Here is a 20,240-nt window from a genome sequence, read left to right as displayed (position 1 = left end):
TGAATCCGCTTAATCTGGCCAACACGCCAGACGATTCATGTTAATTCTGTGAATTTCCAGCCTTCACAACGCCAGCTGGGCCTGCGCCTGCTGCGCCTGCGCGAACAGCGCGGCTACAGCCAGGTGGACCTGGCACGTGCCCTGGGCCTGTCGGCCAGTTACCTGAACCAGATCGAGCGCAACAAGCGCCCGCTGACCCCGGCCGTGCAGAAGAAGCTGGGCGAGGTGTTGGGCGACGTTTCGGCCCTGTTCGACGATGATGAGCCCGCCGCGTTGCAGGAGGCGCTGGGCGAGACCCTGCGCGACCTCGGCCTGGCGGAGGTGAGCGCGACCGAGCTGCGGGCGCTGGCCGGCAACCTGCCACAGGTCAGCCGCGCCCTGCTGGACCTGCATCGCCGCCACCTGGCCCTGCGCGAGCACGCCGCCGCGCTGGAGTTCCAGCTGGGCGAGCCCGAGGCCGGCAGTACCCTGCCCGCCGGCGACCAGGTGCGCGAGTTCTTCAACCGCATGCACAACCACATCCCCGAGCTGGACGAACTGGCCGAGCGCCTGTTCGCCGAGTGGGGACTGTCACCCGGGCACGTGGCGCCGCGCCTGCGCCAGCTGCTGGCCGACCGCCACGGCGTGCTGGTGGAAGTGGCCGCGCTGCAGGCCGGGCGCGAGAAGCGCCAGTTCGATGCCGGGGCGCGACGGCTGTGGCTGCCCGATTACCTGGAGCCGGGCCAGCAGGCGTTCCAGATGGCCGCCGAGCTGGCCCTGCACGGCTACCTGCCGCAGATCGATGCGGTGATCGCGCGCGCGGGCTTCCACGACGAGGCGCGCATCGCGCAGGCGCGGATCGGTCTTTCCAACTATTTCGCCGGCGCGCTGGTGATGCCGTACATGCGCTTCCTGCGTGCGGCCGAGGCCAGCAGCTACGACATCGAACTGCTGGCGCATCAGTTCGGCGTGGGCTTCGAGGCGGTGTGTCATCGGCTGAGCACGCTGGCGCGGCGCAGTGCGCCGGGGCTGCCGTTCTTCTTCATCCGCGTGGACCGTGCGGGCAATGTGTCCAAGCGCCATTCGGCCACCGATTTCCATTTCTCACAGGTGGGTGGGTCGTGCCCGCTGTGGATCGTCTACGAGGCGTTCAACCAGCCGGGGCGCATCCTGACCCAGACCGCGCGCATGCCCGATGGGCGACGGCACTTCTGGCTGGCGCGGCAGGTCAGCAGTGGCCCGGTGGGCCATGGGCAGCCGCGCAAGACGTTTGCAGTGGCGCTGGGGTGCGACCTGCAGCATGCCGAGCGGTTGGTGTATTCGCTTGGGCTGGATGTGCAGAGCCCGGGCAACTCGGTGTCGATCGGCCCGGGTTGCCGGGTGTGCCCGCGCGAGGACTGCATGCAGCGCGCGTTCGCGCAGTTGCCGGGAAGGTAGGGGTTTTTGCAGGGCTGCGCCCTGCACCTGCCGAATCAACGGCGACGGCAACGTCAAAAGCTGGCTATCCGTGGGTTGGCGGGGTGGGTCCGGTTGAGGGGGACGCCGTAAACCCGTCCATGGGGGCTTGGTCGCGGCATCCATGCCGCTCACACCCCCTCAACCGGACCCACCCCGCCTTCGACAGTTTCCCGCGGGCTGTTGGAACCTGATGCTGATGCTGATGCTGATGGTGGGTGCCGACCGTTGGTCGGCACGCTCTGGCCGTGCGCGAAATGCATCCACGCGTGGCGTGGCTCTACTGGTAGGTGCCGACCGTTGGTCGGCACGGGGTCGGATCCCGTTGCGACGCGACGGGCTCTGACCCCATCCGGAAAGTCGCTCTGGTAGGTGCCAACCTTGGTTGGCAGGTTTTAGTCCCAGAACACGGTCAATACGCGATGGCCTGCGGAGGGCACGGGTGCATCGATGTGCTGCCCATACGGCCAGCCTTCACCAACGCCGTCGCACTCCAGTCCCTGCAACCAGCCTTCCACGGTTGCGGCGTCGGCGCGGGTCAGTACGTGCACGTTTTCCGCGGCCGGCCATTCGCTGTCGTCTTCCAGTGCACTGCCCCAGTCCTGGTGCAGGCCCACGTAGACACCTTCCACTTCGGGTTTCGCGGCTATCGCGGCCAGGCGTGCGTACAGCTCGGCAATCGGCGGGCGGCCGTAACCCCACTGGTTCGGTGCGATGCACTCTTCGAAATCGTTGCCTTCGAAATACGCGGCCAGCGGCACCACCGGCAGGTGGTCCGGATCGCGGGCATCGAGTCGTTCCAGCAGGTCCAGCAGGTGTTGGCGGGAGGACATGAAGCGTTCCTTGCAGTGGGGGCCGCGATTGTATCCATCGCGGTCAGTAGATCGGCGTGACCTTCATCTGCGGCAGCGGACGCGGTGCACCGTCGGTCAGGTCCGGACCCAGGTCTTCCCACGTGCGGCCCTGCTCCACCATCTGCGCCCACAACTGCTGCGATCCGCGACGCTTGTCTTCCGAACCCAGCTTGTACGACGGCGCCACCGGCTCACCATTGGCGACGATGGAATACGCCGCGCGGTAGGCCAGTACCTGCTGCGCCGGGTCATCGGTACGCGCCACTTCCAGCGTGTAGCGCTGGTAGGCCGAAGCGAGGTTGCGCCAGCGGATCCAGTAGTGGTTATCGAACGAGAACGCGCAGAAGCGTGCGCCGGCCAGGCTGCCCTTGTCGGCGATGCGGCTCAGCACCTCCTGCGGCATGTCCAGGTTCATGCCCCCTTCGTCGCCCTGCAGGCTCACGTGAACGATGCGGTCGCGGTAGCCCGGTGCGCGTGCCTGCAGCAGGTCGCGCCAGTTCTGCATGGTGGCCACCACCGCAAACAGGAAACGGCCCAGCTCGGCGGCGGCCAGCGGCGTGGCGATGGACTGGTAATGGCGCTGCCAGCCGTGGCGGTTCTCGGTGGGTAGCACCACGGCGCGCTCCAGCGCCTGCTGGCCGGTGGTGCCATGGCTGACATCCTCGGCATGCTGCGGGTAGACCAGGTTGATGGCGAAGGTCGGCCAGCGCGGCATTGCCGCATCGAACAGGTGGATGGGGAAGTTGCTGCTGATGCCACCATCGGAGAACCAGCAGATGCGGAACGCGGTGATGACCGGCCCGCAGGACTGGCCGGCACTGGTCAGGCCTTCCATGCTGTCGGCCACGTTGTGCTCGGCATCAGGGGTGGCCGGTGACGGCGCGCAGCGGCGCTCGCGGCGCGCCGGCTCATGCAGCGGCACCGCACTGATCAGCAGCGGGAAGCTCAGGCTCATCCGGGTGGCCACCAGTACCGGCAGCTGCGGGCCCTGTGGCAGGTGGTAGTACTGCCGCCCTTCCACATCCACCGGCGTGCCGGCGTGGTCGACCAGCCACTGCACCACGCTGGCCGGGAACAGCTGCTCGAATTCCTCGCGCAGGAACCAGAACTGCGCACCGCCCAGCGGCAGCGTGCGCGGTTCGTTGTGCGACACGCAGGTGGTGATCATCTGCAGGCTGATGGCATGCGGGCTCTCCGGCTCGCCGGCATAGCGCGGTGCATCGTGCAGATCGGCAAAGGTGAGCGGTGCGTCCAGCGGCTTGCCGGACAGCTCCTGCAGGCTCTGGTGCAGCCATTCGGTCAGTGCCGGCTTGCGTGCATCGCGGCCCAGGCCGCTGCACAGGCCCAGCAGGTTGCGCCGTGCCACCCGCGCCACCCGCAGCGCGGCACCGGCCACGCCGGCGCCATAGGCACACAGCAGCGAAGGGAGCAGGGTGGCGGCCACGCCGCTCCAGCCACCGCCCCACCAGCCCAGGCCCAGCAGCAGCGCCAGCGACACCAGCACTTCCAGCGGGGCGATCTCGAACACGGCCACCGCCAGGCACAACAGCTTGCGCGGCCACCCGTAGCCGCCGGTCAGCGCCACCAGCAGCCGGTAGGCCGCCCGCGCGCCGCGTGCCGGCTGGAACAGGCTGTAGATGAAGCCGCGCCGCGACAACTGCGCTGACACCGCGGACAGGCCGCCGTAACCGGTGCCGTCGGCCAGGTGCTCACCCGCCTGCTGGCGGCGATCGCCATACGCTGCCGCTGCCGCCACCGCCGCCGCAATGGCGCCGGCCGAGGTGCCACCGATGCTCTTGAACCGGTAATCGCGGGCCAGCGCCAGTACCGCATTGGGGTACACGATGCCGCTGGTGATGCCGCCCTTCATGACCAGATCGCAGTACTTGTCTGCCACTACCCTGCCCCCGCTGACTGTGCCTGAGATGCCACCCGACGCTACGGATGCAGTATGACGCGAAGGCTTCTCACCGCCTGAGAACCCGCCCACGGAAGGGCAAGGCAGGACTGCGTCGGAGGGCATCCGCCGCTCCGGTGGGTGCCGACCGTTGGTCGGCACGATCCGTGCCGTGCGCGGAAGTCATCCGCGCATGGCGTGGATCGAGTGGGCAAGTGGACGTACTCCCCTTGACCGGCGCAGGCATCGCGTCCACCGTGGGCACGCCGAAGGTATCCCTGCCGTCGTTGCGACAACGGCAGGGATTTGAATGGGAATCCGGTGAAGGCGCCTCGCGCGCCCATTCCGGAGCTGCCCCGCAGCGGTGAATGGAAACGAATCCTGCCAACAGCACTGGGCTCGCGCCTGGGAAGCGGCAGGTAGTAGGTGGGCTGCGGCCCGTGTCCATCAGCCCGAATACCGGCCCCGGCCGGGGGACACGACCGTCCCCTGACTCGACCTGGAATCTCCGCGGGGAGGTTGCCGGGGCCGTCTTCGTCCTGCGCGTGCAGGCGGGGTGGCCGCGCGCGTCCTGTTCACGGTTTCCGGCCAGACCCGTTGCCCACGCCCAGATGCACCCGACGATGACCGAGTTCCAACGCCCCGACCTGTCCCTGCCCGCCGACGGCAAGCGCCTGCTGCTGCATTCGTGCTGCGCGCCCTGCTCGGGTGAAGTGATGGAGGCGATCACTGCCTCCGGGATCGACTACGCGATCTTCTTCTACAACCCCAACATCCACCCGGTGAAGGAGTACGAGCTGCGCAAGCAGGAGAACATCCGCTTCGCCGAGCAGCACGGCATTCCCTTCATCGATTGCGACTACGACACCGACAACTGGTTCAGCCGTGCGCGCGGCATGGAAAACGAGCCCGAGCGCGGCATCCGCTGCACGATGTGCTTCGACATGCGTTTCGAGCGCACCGCGCTGTACGCGCATGAGCACGGCTACGACACCATCAGTTCGTCGCTGGGCATTTCGCGCTGGAAGAACATGGCGCAGATCAACGACTGCGGCATCCGCGCCGCGTCGCGCTACGAAGGCCTGCAGTACTGGGATTACAACTGGCGCAAGGGTGGCGGTGCCAGCCGCATGGTGGAAATCAGCAAGCGCGAGCAGTTCTACCAGCAGGAGTACTGCGGCTGCGTGTACTCGCTGCGCGATGCCAACCGCCACCGCCGCGAAACCGGCCGCGAGCGCATCAAGATCGGCCTGCTGTACTACGGCCAGGATGCTGAAACGCCGCAGGGCGATTGACGTGCGCGCAGGGGGCGGCCACGCTGGTCGCCCCTTCTGCTGTGCTGGACCCTGCCATGACCGCCCTGCCCGCCGATGTCGCCCTGCTGGTGATCGACCTGCAGCCGGACTTCATGCCCGGTGGCGCATTGGCCTGCGACCAGGGTGACGCGCTGGTGGCGCCGATTGCCGAGCTGCTGGCACAGCGCCACTACCGCACGGTGGTGGCCACCCAGGACTGGCACCCGGCCAACCATGCTTCGTTCGCCAGCCAGCACCCGGGCACGCGTCCGTTCGAAAGCATCCTGCTGCACGCGCAGCCGCAGACCCTGTGGCCGGACCACTGCGTGCAGGGCAGCGACGGCGCCGCGCTGCACCCGGGCGTGGACTGGACCGTGGCCGACCTGATCCTGCGCAAGGGCACCCGCCAGCAGGTGGATTCGTACAGTGCGTTCCGCGAGAACCACGGCCCGGAGGGCGAACGCCCACCGACCGGCCTGGCCGGCTGGCTGCATGAGCGCCGCATCCGCGAGGTGCACGTGTGCGGCCTGGCGCGCGATTACTGCGTGCTGTGGAGCGCACAGGACGCGGTGAAATCCGGCTTCCGGGTGAAGTTCCTGTGGGAGCTGACCCGGCCGGTGACCGAAGCCAACGACGCGATGGTGCGTGAGGCGCTGGGCAAGGCAGGGATTGCGATCGTCTGACCCGGAACGGTAGTGCCGGCCGCTGGCCGGCAACCTCGGGATCCCTGCAGTTGCCGGCCAGCGGCCGGCACTACCGGATAGCACCCGTGGTGGCGCGGGATGGACGATTACCGGAACACCACCGTGCGGTGCCCGTTGAGCAGGATGCGGTGCTCCACGTGCCGGCGCACGGCGCGCGCCAGCACCTGCGATTCGGTATCGCTGCCCAGCCGCACCAGTTCGCGCGGTGCCATGGCGTGGTCCACGCGGGCCACGTCCTGTTCGATGATCGGGCCTTCGTCCAGATCCTCGGTGACGTAGTGCGCGGTGGCGCCGATGATCTTGACCCCGCGCGCGTGCGCCTGGTGGTACGGCTGCGCGCCCTTGAAGCTGGGCAGGAAGCTGTGGTGGATGTTGATCGCGCGGCCGGCCAGGGCGCGGCACAGCGTGGGCGAGAGGATCTGCATGTAGCGCGCCAGCACTACCAGGTCGATGCGCTCGCGCTCGACCAGGTCGATGATCTGCTGTTCCTGCATGGCGCGCGTTTCGGCGTTTACCGGCAGATGGTGGAACGGCACCTGGTAGGACGCGGCCAGCGGCGCGAAATCGGCGTGATTCGATGCCACCGCAGCGATGTCCACTTTCAGCTGCCCGCTGTGGGCGCGGAACAGCAGATCGTTCAGGCAATGGCCCTGCTTGCTGACCAGCACCAGCAGGCGCGCGCGGCGGCGACCGTCATGCAGCTGCCAGTCCATGCCGTAGTCGGCGGCCAGTGCAGCCATCGCCGCGTGCACGGTGTCGAGCGGCAGGCTGGCGTCGCGGTCGAAATGCACGCGCAGGAAGAAGCGGCCGCTCTCCTCATCGCCGAACTGCTGGGCGTCGAGGATGTTGCAGCCGTGGTCGAACAACAGCCCCGAGACGCGGTAGACGATACCGGTGCGGTCGGGGCAGGACAGGGTAAGAATGGAATCGGGGCGCATCGCCCGAGTGTAGGGCAGCACCCTGCCGCGATGCACAATGCTGTCAGATGCAACCGATCTTCAGCGCGGATGCACCGTCAACGCCACCAGCCGCACCACCAGCGGGCGCACCAGCAGCACGCCGCAGAACGCGACTGGCATGGCCATCTGGTAGGCGGCCATCACCCGCGCCAGATAGCCGCTGCCCAGCCCGGCGTTGGCGGCGGTGATGACCAGGCACATCAGCAGCGCCATCAGGCCGGCCATGAAGAAGGCGAAGACAAACGGCGTGCTGCGGGCGTGCAGCTTCCAGCGGGACGATCGGGGGTAGGCCATGGCACATCGTGTCGAGTGAAGTGGGCCGGCAGGCTAGCGGTGCGGCGGCCCGCGCACAGCCCCGCCACGCTTGGCACAGACCCAAGCGATACTTGTCCTTCCGCATGGCAAGCTGGTCGGTCATGAACCTGTTGCAGCTCATCCGCAGCTTCACCCGCACCGCAGAGACCGGCAGCATTGCCGCCGCGGCCCGCCACCTCGGCATCAGCGCCACCGCCGTGGGGCAGAACATCAACCGGCTGGAAGCCCACCTGGGCGTGCGCCTGCTCAACCGCAGCACGCGGCAGCTGGCGCTCAGCGAGGCCGGTGCGGTCTACCTGGCGCAGGTGCGGCACATCGAGGCGGACCTGGCGCGCGCGCAGGCGATGGTCACCGCTGGCGATATCGAACCATCCGGACCGCTGCGCATCGCCAGCAGCAGCGCGTTCGGCCGCCACGTGCTGGCGCCCCTGCTGCCCAGCCTGCAGCAGCGCTACCCGCAACTGCAGCTGGAACTACGCCTGAGCGATCGTGCCGTACAGCACGGGCCGGAGGCGGTGGATGCCAGCATCCGCATCGGCGCGCAGCTGGAAGACGGGCTGGTGGCACGGCCGCTGGCGCGCATCCCGTTCGTGTTCTGTGCCTCGCCGGCCTACCTGGAGGCGCACGGCACGCCGGGCGATCCGGCCGCACTGAACGGCCATCGCGGCCTGCTGCACCGCTTCCCCACCGATGGCCGGCCGCTGCGCTGGGGCCTGCTGAAGGACGGCCAGCGGGTGGACGCGGCGCTGCCGCCGAGCATGGTCTGCGATGACATCGACGCGCTGGCCGAGCTGGCGGCGGCCGGCGCGGGCATCACCCGGCTGGCCGCGTTCGTGGCCGAACCGTACCTGCGCGATGGCCGCCTGCAGGCGGTATTCGGCCCGGCCAGCGCATGGCAGCCGGCGCCGATGGAGGTGTTCTTCTGCGTGAGCGACCGCCGCGATTTCACCGCGAAGATCCGCGCGCTGTTCGAGCACCTGCAGGCCGGCATGGCACCGGCCTGGCAGGTCTGAGGTTCAGCGCGCGCGGAACACGTTGCGTGCTTCGCGCGGCTCGCAGCGCAGGTACTGCGGCGACGGCACCACGCTGTCGCCCAGCGCGGCGGCGGCGTGCCACGGCCAGCGCGGGTCGTACAGGATGCCGCGGGCCAGCCCGATGGCATCGGCCTGGTTGTGGCGCAGGATCGATTCGGCCTGTTCCGGCTCGGTGATCAGGCCCACCGCAATGACCGGCATGCGCAGCTTCTTGGCCTTGATGGCCGCCGCGAACGGCACCTGGTAACCCGGGCCGACGCTGATCTTCTGCCGCTCATCGAGGCCGCCGCTGGACACGTGCAGGAAGTTGCAGCCACGCGCATCCAGGATCTGCGCCAGTGCTTCGCTCTGCACCAGGTCCCAGCCGCCGTCGACCCAGTCGGTGGCGGAAATGCGCACGCCCACGGCCATCTTGTCCGACACCGCTGCACGCACCGCATCGAACACCTCCACCAGCAGGCGCAGGCGGTTCGGCAGCGAGCCACCGTAGCCGTCAGTGCGGCGGTTGCTGAGCGGGGACAGGAACTGGTGCAGCAGGTAACCGTGCGCGGCGTGGATCTCGATCAGCTCGAAGCCCAGGCGCTCGGCACGCACCGCGCTGGCGGCGAAGGCAGCGATGACCTCGGCGATGCCGGCTTCATCCAGCGCCTCGGGCGCCGGATCGGTGGCGTGGAACGGTACCGGTGACGGGGCGACCGTGGCCCAGCCGTTGGCATCGTCGGCCGGCAGCTGGCGGCCACCGTCCCACGGGCGGGCGGTGGAGGCCTTGCGGCCGGCGTGGGCCAGCTGGATGCCCAGCGGCATCGACGACCAGCGGCGGACGCTGGCCAGCACCTGCGCCAGGGCGGCCTCGGTGCCGTCATCCCACAGGCCCAGGTCGGCCCAGCTGATGCGCCCGCGCGGCTCGACCGCGGTGGCTTCCAGGATCAGCAGGCCCGCGCCGGACTGCGCCAGGTTGCCCAGGTGCATGGCGTGCCAATCGCTGGCGCGGCCATCTTCGGCGGAGTACTGGCACATCGGCGCGATCACGATGCGGTTGGGCAGGGTCAGGGGGCCGAGGGACATCGGCGAGAACAGCTGGCTCAAGACGGTCAGGACATGCGTAGGGGGTGCGTATTGCACCGCTGCGCGGCCTGCGGATCAACCATCTGGATGGATCGCTGTTTCGCGGCGGCGCATCGCGCGCTCGCCGGGCATGGCCCGGCGCTACCGGATCGCGAAGCCCGCCAACGCCTCGGCGCAGTCCCGTTCATCCTTGAACTGCAGCAGGTCGTCGGCGCGGGTGCGGCCGCGGTTCAGCGCCGCCACCGGCAGGCCGGCCTTGGCGGCGGCCTGCACGAAGCGGAAGCCGGAATAGACCATCAGCGAGGAACCCACCACCAGCACGGCGTCGGCCTGCTGCAGGTGCTCATGCACGGCCGCCACGCGCTCGCGCGGCACGTTTTCGCCAAAGAACACCACGTCCGGCTTCAGCAGGCCGCCGCAGTACGGGCAATCCGGCACCACGAAGGCGGAAAAGTCGGTTTCCAGATCGGCGTCGCCATCGGGGGCAATGCCCGCTTCCAGCGCGTCCCAGCCCGGGTTGGCATCAAGCAGGCGCTGCTGGAAATCCTCGCGCCCGCTGCGGCGTTCGCAGCCCATGCAGCGCACCAGGTCCAGCCGCCCGTGCAGGTCGATCACGTTCCGGCTGCCCGCACGCTGGTGCAGGCCGTCCACGTTCTGGGTCAGCAGCACCTGCAGCGTGCCGCGGGCTTCCAGCGCGGCCAGCGCCTGGTGGGTGCCGTTGGGCAGGGCCAGGCCGAAGCGCGGCCAGCCCAGCAGGCTGCGCGCCCAGTAGCGCTGGCGGGTGGCCGCCTCGCCCATGAAGGCCTGGTAGGTCACTGGCGGCGTGCGCTTCCACTGGCCGTCGGTATCGCGGTAATCGGGGATGCCCGAGGCTGTGCTGCAGCCGGCGCCGGTCAGCACGAACAGGCGTTGGGCACGGTCGATGAAATCGGTCAGCGGCGGGGTCATGGCAGCAAAATGGGGGCGCAGGGGTACCCCCGCAAGCGCGTGGTCAGCTGGCCGGGTCGGCCGCCGGGGTGCCCGGCAGGCGCGGCACGGCGGTCGGCTGGCCGTCGTCACCCAGCGCGATCATCACGAAGTGGCCGCGCGTGCACAGCTTGCGCTCGCCGCTGTGCAGGTCTTCGGCAATCAGTTCCACTTCGACCTTCATCGAGCTGCGGCCCACTTCGACGATGCGGCCCACGGTTTCCACCATCTGGCCGATGCGGATGGGCAGCTTGAAATCGACCTGGTCGCTGCGCGCGGTCACCACGGTGCGGCGCGAATAGCGGGCGGCGGCGAGGAAGGCGGCCTTGTCCATCCACGCCAGCGCCTGGCCACCGAACAGGGTGCCCATGTGGTTGGTGTGGTTGGGGAAGACGATTTCGGCCATGCGCACTTCGATGGGCGGCACGGTTTCGGGAATGGGGGTCATGGCGGGGCCATCGGTGTGGGGTGCGGCAATTTTAAGCCAGCCCCGGTGCAGGCGGCGCTACACTGCGCCACGCCCACCGCACGGAACGCCGCCATGCCTGCCGCCACCGACCTGCTGGCCTTCGCCCTGCTGTCGCTGGGCATGGTGCTCACGCCTGGGCCGAACATGGTCTACCTGGTCTCGCGCTCGATCTGCCAGGGCCGCCGCGCCGGGCTGGTGTCGCTGGGCGGGGTGGCGCTGGGCTTCGTGTTCTACATGCTGTGCGCGGCACTGGGCATCACCGCCCTGCTGATGACCGTGCCCTTCGCCTACGACGCGCTGCGCATCGGCGGCGCGCTGTACCTGTTGTACGTGGCCTGGCAGGCGGTGAAGCCGGGCGGACGCTCGCCCTTCGCGGTGCATGCCCTGCCCGTGGACAGCCCACGCCGGCTGTTCGCGATGGGCTTTTTGACCAACCTGCTGAACCCGAAGATCGCGGTGATGTACCTGTCCCTGCTGCCGCAGTTCCTGCATCCGGACGGCCACGGCAGCGTGCTGGCACAGTCCGTGGTGCTGGGCTTCACCCAGATCGCGGTCAGCCTGGCGGTGAACACGATGATCGTGCTGATGGCCGGCAGCATTGCGGCATTCCTGGCCGCGCGGCCGAGCTGGCAGGCCGCGCAGCGCTGGCTGATGGGCACGGTGCTGGCCGGTCTGGCCGTGCGGATGGCACTGGAAGGACGGCGGTAAGACCTCTGGTAGCGCCGGGCCATGCCCGGCGAGCGCGCAGCGCGGTCGATGTTTCCCGCCGCGCCGGATGGATTCCGCCGGGCGTGGCCCGGCGCTACCGTCAGTGCAGGGTCGGTCCAGCAACCAGTCGTTCCACGGTTTCCGCGCAGCGGCGGCCGTTGATGGCCAAACACAGCATGGCGTGGGTGGCTTCGGCCGGTTGCTTGCCGTGCAGCGGCGAGGTGCTGCCGTTGGCCTGGGCAAGCTGGTGGCCGCAGAGCAGCAGGGCGGTGCCTTCGATGCCCTGCATCAGGCGGCGCAGTCGCAGCAGCAGGTGGTTGAGTTCATGCGCGTTCGTCGGATCGGTACTCATGGTGGTTTCTCCATTACGGATCAGGCCACCGGTGAGGGTGGCGGACGATGCGTGGCTGCAATCACGGTCTATCGACTGAAAAACCGGAAGGCACAAGGCCTCCACGCACCGCCCGCCGCAGAATCGCGACGAATCGCCAACCGCCACCGGACAGATGCCGGCGACGGTTGGCGAGCGTATCAATCGATAGGATTCGGGATTGCAGTCCCGGCTGCTGGTTCGCCAGCAGCGCGCCATGATGTGCAGCGGAATCCGCGTGATTCCAGTGGCTTACGCGACATGCAGGCACATTGCTGGCAGAGCCGACGCGTTAGGTCGTGATCGACCGTCGATGCGGTTTGCGTCAATGTGCGCTGCGCGCGTGAGCCAAGCATGGGCTTGGCTCTACAGAAAACAAAAAACCCCGGCATTGCCGGGGTTTTTCGTTGCGACAGACCTGACTGGTTCGATCAGAAGTTCATGTCGAAGGCGACTTCGCCCTGCACGCCGACCTGGTAGGCCGAGGCGCGGCGTTCGAAGAAGTTGGTCAGTTCCTGCACGTCCTGCAGTTCCATGAAGCTCAGCGGGTTGCGCACGTTGTACTTGCGCTCCATGCCCAGGCGATGGAAATGGTTGTCGGCGCAGTGCTGCAGGTACTGGCGCATGTCACGGGTGGAGATGCCCGCCACGCCACCGGACAGCACGTCCTCGGCGAACTGCACTTCGCACTCGATGGCTTCGGCCAGCATTTCGTAGACGTCCTGCTTCATCTTGTCGTCGAACAGGTCCGGCTCTTCCTCGCGGATCACGTCCACGCACTCGAAGGCGAAATCCATGTGCGCGCTTTCGTCGCGGAACACCCAGTTGGTGCCCGAGGCCAGGCCGTTGAGCAGGCCACGCGAACGGAAGTAGTAGACGTAGGCGAAGGCGGCGAAGAAGAACAGGCCTTCGATGCACGCGGCGAAGCAGATCTGGTTCAGCAGGAACTGGCGACGCTCTTCGCGGGTCTCGATGCGCTTCAGGCTCTGGATCGAGTCGATCCACTTGAAGCAGAAATCGGCCTTCTTCTTGATCGAGTCGATGTTCTCCACCGCGTCGAAGGCTTTGGCGCGCTCGTCCGGATCCGGCAGGTAGTTGTCGAGCAGGGTCAGGTAGAACTGCACGTGCAGCGCTTCTTCATACAGCTGGCGCGACAGGTACATGCGCGCTTCGGGCGCGTTGAGGTGCTGGTACAGGTTCAGCACCAGGTTGTTGGACACGATCGAATCGCCGGTGGCGAAGAACGCGACCAGGCGGTGGATCAGGTGGCGCTCACCCGGCGACATCTTGCTGTGCAGGTCGCTGATGTCGATCTGGAAGTTGATCTCTTCCACCGTCCAGGTGTTCTTGATCGCGTTCCGGTACATGTCATAGAACTGCGGGTAGCGCATCGGGCGCAGGGTCAGTTCAAAACCGGGATCGAGCAGCATCTGCTTGGGCTTGTCGGCCATGGGTGTTTCCTTGTCTTCTCGGGTCAAAACGCCGGGCTTGGCCCGGCGCTACCTTGGTGTTTTCTGCAGTCGAGCAGTGCCGACCAACGGTCGGCACCTACCGCGCGGCGGTGCCGCTCTTATTGGCAGGCCTCGCAGGCTTCCGGGTTCTCCAGCGAGCAGGCGATGGCCTCTTCCGGGCTGAACACCTTTTCCGGCGCTGCGGTGGCGGTGTGGCTGACCGTGGTCTTGGCGATCTTGGTGGCCGGGCGCGAACGCAGGTAGTAGGTGGTCTTGATGCCCTGCTTCCAGGCGTACATGTACATGGAGGACATCGCGCCGATGTTCGGGCTTTCCATGAACAGGTTGAGCGAGGCGGACTGGTCGATGAAGGCGCCACGGTCGGCGGCCATGTCGATCAGCGAACGCATCGGCAGTTCCCACGCGGTGCGGTAGACGTGGCGCAGCGTTTCCGGAATCTGCGTGATGCCCTGGATCGAGCCTTCGGCCAGCTTGATGGCGTCGCGCATTTCCGGGGTCCAGTGGCCCAGCTTCTTCAGCTCGTTCACCAGGTAGCGGTTGACCTGCAGGAAGTCACCGGACAGGGTTTCGCGCTTGAACAGGTTGGACACCTGCGGTTCGACGCACTCGTAGCAGCCGGCGATCGAGGCGATGGTCGCGGTCGGGGCAATGGCGATCATCAGCGAGTTGCGCAGGCCGTGTTCCTTGATGCGCTCGCGCAGGGAATCCCAACGCTCGGCATCTTCAGGCACCACGTTCCAGGCATCGAACTGCAGCTCGCCGCTGGCCGCACGGGTGTCGGCGAAGGACGGGTGCTTGCCGCGTTCCTGGGCCAGTTCAACCGAGGTTTCCAGCGCGTGGAAGTAGATGGTCTCGGCGATCTTCTTCGACAGCGCGCGTGCTTCGGCGCCATCGAACGGCAGGCGCTTGCGGAAGAACACGTCCTGCAGGCCCATGCAGCCCAGGCCGACCGGACGCCAGCGCAGGTTGCCGCGGCGCGCCGATTCGATCGGGTAGAAGTTCAGGTCGATCACGCGGTCGAGCTGGCGCACGGCCAGGCGCACGGTGTCGGCCAGCTTGTCGAAATCGAACTCGCCGTTGCCGTCGAAGTGGTTGCCCAGGTTGATCGAACCCAGGTTGCACACCGCGGTCTCTTCAGCCGAGGTGACTTCCAGGATTTCGGTGCACAGGTTGGACAGGTGGATGACGTTGCCGGCGCGCAGGGTCTGGTTGCTGGCGCGGTTGCACTTGTCCTTGAAGGTCATCCAGCCGTTGCCGGTCTCGGCCAGGGTACGCATCATCCGCGAGTACAGCTTGCGCGCGGAGATGGTGCGGTTGGCCTTGCCCTGTGCTTCGGCCTGCAGGTAGGCGGCTTCGAAGGCTTCGCCGAACAGGTCGGTGAACTCCGGCACGACGCGCGGATCGAACAGCGACCATTCCTGGTCGGCCTCGACGCGCTTCATGAACAGGTCCGGGATCCAGTTGGCCAGGTTCAGGTTGTGCGCACGGCGCGATTCGTCACCGGTGTTGTCACGCAGCTCGAGGAAATCCTCGATGTCGGCGTGCCAGGTTTCCAGGTAGACGCAGGCCGCGCCCTTGCGCTTGCCGCCCTGGTTCACCGCGGCCACGGACGAATCCATGGTCTTCAGCCACGGCACGATGCCGTTGGAGTGGCCGTTGGTGGACTTGATGAGCGAACCACGCGAACGCACGCGGGTGTAGCTGACGCCGATGCCGCCGGAGAACTTGGACAGCTGGGCGATGTCGCCGTACTTGGAGTAGATCGATTCCAGCGAATCCTGCGGCGAATCCAGCAGGAAGCACGAGGACAGCTGCTCGTGGGTGGTGCCGGAGTTGAACAGGGTCGGGCTGGACGGCAGGTAGTCCAGGTTGCCCATGCGCTTGTACAGCGCCAGGGCCTCGGCCACGTCCTCGCTCAGCGCGCTGGCGATGCGCAGGAAGAACTGCTGCGGGGTCTCGATCACCTTGCGGGTGTGCGGGTGGCGCAGCAGGTAGCGGTCGTACAGGGTACGCAGGCCGAAGTAATCGAAGTTCAGGTCCAGCGAGATGTCGATGGCATCGTTGAGCTTGCGTGCGTTGGTCTGCACGAAGTTCAGCAGGCGGTCGTTGATCAGGCCCACTTCGTGGCCACGGCCGACCGACTGCGAGAAGGCGTAGATTTCCTGGCCCGACACTTCCTTGGCGATGTAGTTGGCCAGCAGGCGCGCGGCAAGGCGGCCGTACTCGGGCTCTTCACCGATCAGCAGGGCGGCGGTGCGGATGGACAGTTCGTCCAGCTCGCGGGTGGTGGCGCCGTTGTACAGGCCGGAGATGGTGCGGGTGGCCACGCGCATCGGATCGACGGCGTGCAGGCCTTCGGAGGAACGCTGCACCGCGCGCACGATCTTGTTCAGATCCACCAGCTCGGTCGTGCCGTTGCGCTTGGTCACGCTCATCGCGTTGGCCGTCGGCGGCGACGTCAGCAGGAACTCGCTTTCCTTCTCGATGGTGGCGCTGGATTCGGTGGTCACGGCGTGTGTCCTCTTGGCGTGATTGGGGGTGCTGTATGCATCAGGGTTGCTCGACCCGGGACATGACAGCCCAGGGTGGCAGGACGGCGTCGCAGGAGATGAGACCCTGCGCCTTCCACTGCCGGTTGACGATCGCTGGCGGGTACTGCGGTAGTGCCCCGTTGCGGACCCCAAGACATGGGGTCGTTGCGACCGACGGCCACAAGATAGTGGGGGTGATGGGGGCCGTCAACGCCAAATATAGTGAAATTTGGTAATCCCTTGCGGCGCAAGGATCATGCCATCGGCGCCGCGTCTGGACGCTTTGGACCTGCCGGAACGGGCTGCGCAGTCAAGCCCGGAAGGCGTCACATCGGCGGTACAACGTGCTGCGGAAACGGAACAATGACAGCTTCACATGACAGCGACGAAGCTGGCTAGGGACAACCCTGTGGATAGGTAGTGGGCAGCCGGTGGGAAAGCCGGTATGGCCGGATGGATGACCGTCGGGCAGTGACTTCCGGCCGGTGACGGCGCCTTGCGGGCGCGGGATGCTGGGGCCCTGCTCTGACCGGAAAGGACTCCACCATGCGCCTGCCCCTGACCCTGCTGGCCTGCCTGGCCGCCGCCCCGGTGATGGCCGGCGACGGCCCGACGCTGAGCGCCGACCAGTGCGGCATGCACACCGACTACGACGTGCTGGTGGACAGTGGCGGCGTCTGGCTGCGGCACGGCCCGCAGGCGCCGCACGAGGTGGTGTTCCACGATGGCGTGCTGAGCCTGGACAACACGGTCGTGCCGGTCAGCGAGGCCGACGCCGCCCGCCTGCGGCAGATGGAGGCCGGGGCCCGGCAGCTGATGCCGGCGGCCACGGCGCTGGCGCATGAAGTGAGCGGGGTCACCTTCGATGCGCTGGATGCCGCCTTCGAGGCCATCACCGGCAAGCGCCGCAACCGCCAGATGCGTGCGATGCGGGGCGAGATGGAGGGCTGGATCGACGGCAGCCTGGGCCGCGGCTACTGGGAACAGGCCACCTTCGGCGAGGGTTTCGACGAACACATCGAGCAGATGGCCGAAAGCATGGCCACTTCGATGACCCGCAGCGTGCTGTGGCAGGTGTTCACCGGCCGTGGCGAAGCCATGGAGCGCCGGGCCGACCGCCTGGACGCGGAAGTCGACCGCCGCATGGAGGCCCGCAGCCAGCAGCTGGAAGCCAAGGCGCAGGCGCTGTGCCCGCTGGTGGCCGCCGTGGCCGAGGCCCATGACGCGCTGGAGGTGCGTTACCAGGGGCAGCCGCTGCGGCTGATACAGCGCAGCGACACCCTGCAGGCGGCGGCCAGCGTGCGCGAACAGCCGCAGGGCGATGCGGTGGCGCCGAGCCGATAGCCGCGCCGTGGATGCCGGCCAGCGGCCGGCACTACCGGGGGCGCTGCGGGGACGATGCCGGCCAGCGGCCGGCACTACCGGGGGCGCTGCGGGGTAGTGCCGGCCGCTGGCCGGCAACGCGGATCCGGTCACGCCCGGTGCGGGGTGCCCAGGTACTCCGCGCTCTGCATTTCGATCAGGCGCGAGGCGGTGCGCTCGAACGCGCCCTGCAGGCGCTCGCCGGCATACAGCTCCACCGGCGAGGTGCTGGCGGTGCAGACCAGGTTGACGTGGCGGTCGTACAGCTCGTCGATCAGGTTCACGAAGCGGCGCGCGGCATCTTCGTTCAGGCGGTCGAAGGCAGGAATGCCGCCCAGCAGCACCGTGTTGAACTCGTGCGCGATCTCGATGTAATCCGACGGGCCGCGCGGGCCTTCGCAGAGGGCGGCGAAATCGAACCAGGCAATGCTCTTGCCGCGGCCCCGCACCGCAATCTTGCGGCCTTCGATCTCGATGTTGCCGGCCTTGGCCGGCTGCCCGCCGCTGAGTTCGCCCCAACGGCTGGCCAGCCAGCCATCGCTGTCGGCCGCCAGCGGCGCGCGGTACACCGGCGAGCGGGTCAGCGCGCGCATGCGGTAATCCTCGGTGCCCTCGGCGTACAGCTCCACGCAGTAGCGCTGCAGCAGGCCGATGGCCGGCATGAAGCTCTCGCGCTGCAGGCCGTTCAGATACAGGTTCTCCACCGCCGTATTGGAGGTGGTCACCAGGGTCACGCCCTCGGCGAACAGGCGCTCGAGCAGGCGCGCCAGCAGCATCGCATCGCCGATGTCGGTGACGAAGAACTCGTCCAGCACCAGCACGCGCAGGTTGCTGCGCCATTCCTGGGCGATCTTCGCCAGCGGGTCGCTCTGCCCCTGGTGCTCGCGCAGGCGCTCGTGGACGCTGCGCATGAAACGGTGGAAGTGCGTGCGGTACTTCTGCTTGATCGGCAGGCCGTCGTAGAACAGGTCCACCAGGAAGGTCTTGCCACGGCCGACGCCGCCCCAGAAGTACAGGCCCTTCACCGGCTCGGGCTTCTTCCAGAACGAGGACAGGCGGTCCAGCCAGCCGTCCTCGGCGCTGTCGACCAGGCCCAGATGGATGCGGTCCAGTTCGGCCAGGGCCGCGTGCTGGGCCGGATCGTCCTGCCAGTCGCCGCTGGCAACCCCGGCCGCGTACCGCTGCGACGGGGTCAACGCCTGCTCGCTCATGCCGCCGCGCCCAGCCAGTGCTTGACGCCGTGGGTGAGCGCGCCGCGCAGGTCGATCAGCTTGCGGTGGAAGAAGTGGCTGGTTTCGGGCATGCGCACCAGCTCATGCGGGGCATCCAGCGTTTCCAGCCACTGGTAGACGGCCTGCGGGTCGACGATCTCATCCTGCTCGCCCTGGATGACCAGCCAGCGGGCCGGCGGCTGCACGCCGCTGAAATCCCAGCGGCCAGCCGGCGGCGCGATCGAGATCAGCGCTTCCGGCTGCAGTTCGCCCGCGGCCTTCAGCGAAACGAAGGAACCGAAGCTGAAACCGGCCAGCCACAGGCGGTCGTCCGGGCGCTGGCTGCGCACCCAGGCGGTGACGGCCTTCAGGTCGTCCTGTTCGCCCACGCCATGGTCGAAGCTGCCGGCCGAGCCGCCGACGCTGCGGAAGTTGAAGCGCACCGTGGCAATGCCCTGCTCGCGCAGGGTGGTGGCGGCCATGGTGACCACCTTGTTGTGCAGGGTGCCGCCTTCGGTGGACAGCGGGTGGCAGACGATGGCCACGATCGGCTGCACCGGCACGTCGGCCTTGGGCAGGTCGACGACCACTTCCAGCGGGCCGGCCGGGCCGTCCAGTACGAGGCAGGCGGTTTCGCCGGGGGCGACGGGGAACGAGGGCTTGTGCATGGCACCATGATACCGTCCCCCGCCCCTGCCCTGTGCCCCGCCCCATGCTCTACCTGTCCCTGGCCGTGATCTGCAGTGTGCTGGTTTCGGTGTTGTTGAAGCTGGCCAACCGCCGCGCGCTGGACGTGCCGCAGATGGTGACCTGGAACTACCTGGTGGCCGCCACCCTCACTGCCGTGGTGCTGCAGCCGCCGCTGGAGGCGCTGCGCGCACCGCATGCGCCGTGGGTGTCGCTGCTGGCGCTGGCGGTGGTGCTGCCGTCGATCTTCCTGGTGCTGGGCCGCGCGGTGGCGGTGGCCGGCATCGTGCGCAGCGATGTGGCCCAGCGCCTGTCGCTGCTGCTGTCGCTGGCCGCAGCCTTCCTGTTCTTCGGCCAGACCGCCACGCCGTGGAAGCTGGCCGGGCTGGGCCTGGGCCTGCTGGCGATGGTGGCCATCAGCCTGCGCCCGCGTGGCCCTGCAGTGGCGGCCTCGCCCGGTGGCTGGGGCTGGCTGCTGGGCGTGTGGGGCGGCTTTGCCGTGGTGGACGTGCTGCTCAAGCAGGTGGCGCTGTCGGGCACGCCGTCGATGGCGGCGGTGCTGGCCAGCTTCAGCGTGGCCTTCGTGCTGATGCTGGCGCTGCAGCTGTGGCGGCATGCCAGCGGCCGCAGCCGACTGGCCTGGCGCAACCTGGGGGCCGGCGCGCTGCTGGGCCTGCTCAACGGCGGCAACATCCTGTTCTATGTGCACGCGCACCAGTCGATGCCGGACAGCCCGGCCACCGTGTTCGCCGGCATGAACATCGGCGTGGTGGTGCTGGGCGCGCTGGTGGGCGTGTTCGCCTTCGGCGAGGCCACCACGAAGTGGAACCGCGCCGGGCTGGCGCTGGCGGTGCTGGCGATCGGGTTGATCGCCTGGGGGTGAAAGGCCGCCGGGCATGGCCCGGCG

The 20,240-nt window shown here is 68.0% G+C and carries 19 protein-coding genes and 1 riboswitch; of the genes, 7 read left to right on the top strand and 12 right to left on the bottom strand.

The genetic code is table 11. The features are described from left to right. Positions 1–48 precede the first annotated feature (48 nt). Complete coding sequence (locus C1927_RS01295; RefSeq protein ID WP_108745734.1) at positions 49–1,416, top strand: short-chain fatty acyl-CoA regulator family protein; 1,368 nt, start codon at positions 49–51, stop codon at positions 1,414–1,416. Between the two features lie 413 nt (positions 1,417–1,829). Here the strand turns inward: C1927_RS01295 and C1927_RS01290 are convergent, their stop codons facing one another. Continuing rightward, positions 1,830–2,267: a hypothetical protein gene (locus tag C1927_RS01290; protein ID WP_108745733.1), complete on the bottom strand. Its 438-nt coding sequence runs from the start codon at positions 2,265–2,267 to the stop codon at positions 1,830–1,832. A gap of 43 nt (positions 2,268–2,310) precedes the next feature. Continuing rightward, positions 2,311–4,185, bottom strand: a complete 1,875-nt coding sequence (locus C1927_RS01285) for a patatin-like phospholipase family protein (RefSeq protein WP_108745732.1) — start codon at positions 4,183–4,185, stop codon at positions 2,311–2,313. A gap of 271 nt (positions 4,186–4,456) precedes the next feature. Next, positions 4,457–4,650: riboswitch (cobalamin riboswitch) on the top strand. Between the two features lie 158 nt (positions 4,651–4,808). On the opposite strand from C1927_RS01285, the gene C1927_RS01280 reads away from it, so the two are divergent. Together C1927_RS01280 and pncA are read left to right on the top strand one after the other, a co-directional pair. Continuing rightward, positions 4,809–5,480, top strand: coding sequence for an epoxyqueuosine reductase QueH (locus C1927_RS01280; RefSeq protein ID WP_108745731.1), 672 nt, complete (start codon positions 4,809–4,811; stop codon positions 5,478–5,480). A 56-nt stretch (positions 5,481–5,536) separates the two neighbouring features. After that, positions 5,537–6,163, top strand: coding sequence for a bifunctional nicotinamidase/pyrazinamidase (pncA, locus tag C1927_RS01275; RefSeq protein WP_108745730.1), 627 nt, complete (start codon positions 5,537–5,539; stop codon positions 6,161–6,163). Between the two features lie 107 nt (positions 6,164–6,270). Here the strand turns inward: pncA and purU are convergent, their stop codons facing one another. Both purU and C1927_RS01265 read right to left on the bottom strand, forming a co-directional pair. After that, positions 6,271–7,122 (bottom strand): formyltetrahydrofolate deformylase, encoded by an 852-nt coding sequence (gene purU, locus C1927_RS01270; RefSeq protein WP_108745729.1) that lies wholly within the window; start codon positions 7,120–7,122, stop codon positions 6,271–6,273. 60 nt (positions 7,123–7,182) lie between these two features. Beyond that, positions 7,183–7,437, bottom strand: coding sequence for a DUF2798 domain-containing protein (locus C1927_RS01265; RefSeq protein WP_108745728.1), 255 nt, complete (start codon positions 7,435–7,437; stop codon positions 7,183–7,185). Between the two features lie 122 nt (positions 7,438–7,559). On the opposite strand from C1927_RS01265, the gene C1927_RS01260 reads away from it, so the two are divergent. Then, complete coding sequence (locus tag C1927_RS01260) at positions 7,560–8,471, top strand: LysR family transcriptional regulator (RefSeq protein WP_108745727.1); 912 nt, start codon at positions 7,560–7,562, stop codon at positions 8,469–8,471. A gap of 3 nt (positions 8,472–8,474) precedes the next feature. Here C1927_RS01260 and C1927_RS01255 read toward each other — a convergent pair whose 3' ends face one another. The 3 genes from C1927_RS01255 to C1927_RS01245 form a co-directional block, all read right to left on the bottom strand. Further along, a complete protein-coding gene (locus C1927_RS01255) occupies positions 8,475–9,578 on the bottom strand; it encodes an NADH:flavin oxidoreductase/NADH oxidase (protein ID WP_079224854.1) in 1,104 nt (367 codons plus the stop codon). A gap of 120 nt (positions 9,579–9,698) precedes the next feature. Next, the gene (locus tag C1927_RS01250) at positions 9,699–10,505 is read right to left on the bottom strand and encodes an NAD-dependent protein deacetylase (protein WP_108745726.1); all 807 of its coding nucleotides are present in this window, start codon (positions 10,503–10,505) and stop codon (positions 9,699–9,701) included. A 43-nt stretch (positions 10,506–10,548) separates the two neighbouring features. Next, positions 10,549–10,971, bottom strand: coding sequence for an acyl-CoA thioesterase (locus C1927_RS01245; RefSeq protein WP_079224850.1), 423 nt, complete (start codon positions 10,969–10,971; stop codon positions 10,549–10,551). Positions 10,972–11,064: 93 nt separating this feature from the next. Between C1927_RS01245 and C1927_RS01240 the strand changes: the two genes are divergently transcribed. Beyond that, positions 11,065–11,700 carry a LysE family translocator gene (locus C1927_RS01240; RefSeq protein WP_108745725.1) on the top strand — a complete coding sequence of 212 codons (636 nt, stop codon included), beginning with the start codon at positions 11,065–11,067 and terminating at the stop codon, positions 11,698–11,700. A gap of 100 nt (positions 11,701–11,800) precedes the next feature. On the opposite strand, the gene C1927_RS01235 is transcribed toward C1927_RS01240, so the two are convergent. From C1927_RS01235 to C1927_RS01225, 3 genes are all read right to left on the bottom strand, one after another. Next, positions 11,801–12,052, bottom strand: a complete 252-nt coding sequence (locus C1927_RS01235; RefSeq protein ID WP_108745724.1) for a hypothetical protein — start codon at positions 12,050–12,052, stop codon at positions 11,801–11,803. A gap of 449 nt (positions 12,053–12,501) precedes the next feature. After that, positions 12,502–13,521 carry a ribonucleotide-diphosphate reductase subunit beta gene (locus C1927_RS01230; protein ID WP_079224844.1) on the bottom strand — a complete coding sequence of 340 codons (1,020 nt, stop codon included), beginning with the start codon at positions 13,519–13,521 and terminating at the stop codon, positions 12,502–12,504. A gap of 119 nt (positions 13,522–13,640) precedes the next feature. Next, positions 13,641–16,052 carry a ribonucleoside-diphosphate reductase subunit alpha gene (locus C1927_RS01225; protein WP_108745723.1) on the bottom strand — a complete coding sequence of 804 codons (2,412 nt, stop codon included), beginning with the start codon at positions 16,050–16,052 and terminating at the stop codon, positions 13,641–13,643. Positions 16,053–16,619: 567 nt separating this feature from the next. On the opposite strand from C1927_RS01225, the gene C1927_RS01220 reads away from it, so the two are divergent. Beyond that, the gene (locus tag C1927_RS01220) at positions 16,620–17,417 is read left to right on the top strand and encodes a DUF2884 family protein (RefSeq protein ID WP_108745722.1); all 798 of its coding nucleotides are present in this window, start codon (positions 16,620–16,622) and stop codon (positions 17,415–17,417) included. Positions 17,418–17,545: 128 nt separating this feature from the next. Here C1927_RS01220 and zapE read toward each other — a convergent pair whose 3' ends face one another. After that, positions 17,546–18,646: a cell division protein ZapE gene (gene zapE, locus C1927_RS01215; RefSeq protein WP_079224839.1), complete on the bottom strand. Its 1,101-nt coding sequence runs from the start codon at positions 18,644–18,646 to the stop codon at positions 17,546–17,548. After that, positions 18,643–19,314, bottom strand: coding sequence for a CocE/NonD family hydrolase (locus C1927_RS01210; protein WP_108745721.1), 672 nt, complete (start codon positions 19,312–19,314; stop codon positions 18,643–18,645). Before C1927_RS01210 ends, zapE begins: the two co-directional genes overlap by 4 nt. Before the next feature lie 44 nt (positions 19,315–19,358). Between C1927_RS01210 and C1927_RS01205 the strand changes: the two genes are divergently transcribed. Next, complete coding sequence (locus C1927_RS01205) at positions 19,359–20,216, top strand: hypothetical protein (protein ID WP_108745720.1); 858 nt, start codon at positions 19,359–19,361, stop codon at positions 20,214–20,216. The last annotated feature ends 24 nt before the right edge of the window (positions 20,217–20,240 follow it).

The organism is Stenotrophomonas sp. ZAC14D1_NAIMI4_1, from assembly GCF_003086775.1.
Classification (GTDB): domain Bacteria; phylum Pseudomonadota; class Gammaproteobacteria; order Xanthomonadales; family Xanthomonadaceae; genus Stenotrophomonas.
The sequence above is the reverse complement of the archived record's forward strand: the minus strand, read 5'-3'. Positions and strand labels throughout refer to the sequence as shown.

Excerpts from the sequence above, each read along its gene's own strand:
- C1927_RS01260 (WP_108745727.1), top strand. The coding sequence starts at position 7,560 with ATGAACCTGTTGCAGCTCATCCGCAGCTTCACCCGCACCGCAGAGACC.
- C1927_RS01235 (WP_108745724.1), bottom strand. The coding sequence starts at position 12,052 with ATGAGTACCGATCCGACGAACGCGCATGAACTCAACCACCTGCTGCTG.
- C1927_RS01290 (WP_108745733.1), bottom strand. The coding sequence starts at position 2,267 with ATGTCCTCCCGCCAACACCTGCTGGACCTGCTGGAACGACTCGATGCC.
- C1927_RS01210 (WP_108745721.1), bottom strand. The coding sequence starts at position 19,314 with ATGCACAAGCCCTCGTTCCCCGTCGCCCCCGGCGAAACCGCCTGCCTC.
- C1927_RS01240 (WP_108745725.1), top strand. The coding sequence starts at position 11,065 with ATGCCTGCCGCCACCGACCTGCTGGCCTTCGCCCTGCTGTCGCTGGGC.
- C1927_RS01250 (WP_108745726.1), bottom strand. The coding sequence starts at position 10,505 with ATGACCCCGCCGCTGACCGATTTCATCGACCGTGCCCAACGCCTGTTC.
- C1927_RS01280 (WP_108745731.1), top strand. The coding sequence starts at position 4,809 with ATGACCGAGTTCCAACGCCCCGACCTGTCCCTGCCCGCCGACGGCAAG.
- pncA (WP_108745730.1), top strand. The coding sequence starts at position 5,537 with ATGACCGCCCTGCCCGCCGATGTCGCCCTGCTGGTGATCGACCTGCAG.
- C1927_RS01205 (WP_108745720.1), top strand. The coding sequence starts at position 19,359 with ATGCTCTACCTGTCCCTGGCCGTGATCTGCAGTGTGCTGGTTTCGGTG.
- C1927_RS01245 (WP_079224850.1), bottom strand. The coding sequence starts at position 10,971 with ATGACCCCCATTCCCGAAACCGTGCCGCCCATCGAAGTGCGCATGGCC.
- purU (WP_108745729.1), bottom strand. The coding sequence starts at position 7,122 with ATGCGCCCCGATTCCATTCTTACCCTGTCCTGCCCCGACCGCACCGGT.
- zapE (WP_079224839.1), bottom strand. The coding sequence starts at position 18,646 with ATGAGCGAGCAGGCGTTGACCCCGTCGCAGCGGTACGCGGCCGGGGTT.
- C1927_RS01265 (WP_108745728.1), bottom strand. The coding sequence starts at position 7,437 with ATGGCCTACCCCCGATCGTCCCGCTGGAAGCTGCACGCCCGCAGCACG.
- C1927_RS01230 (WP_079224844.1), bottom strand. The coding sequence starts at position 13,521 with ATGGCCGACAAGCCCAAGCAGATGCTGCTCGATCCCGGTTTTGAACTG.
- C1927_RS01220 (WP_108745722.1), top strand. The coding sequence starts at position 16,620 with ATGCGCCTGCCCCTGACCCTGCTGGCCTGCCTGGCCGCCGCCCCGGTG.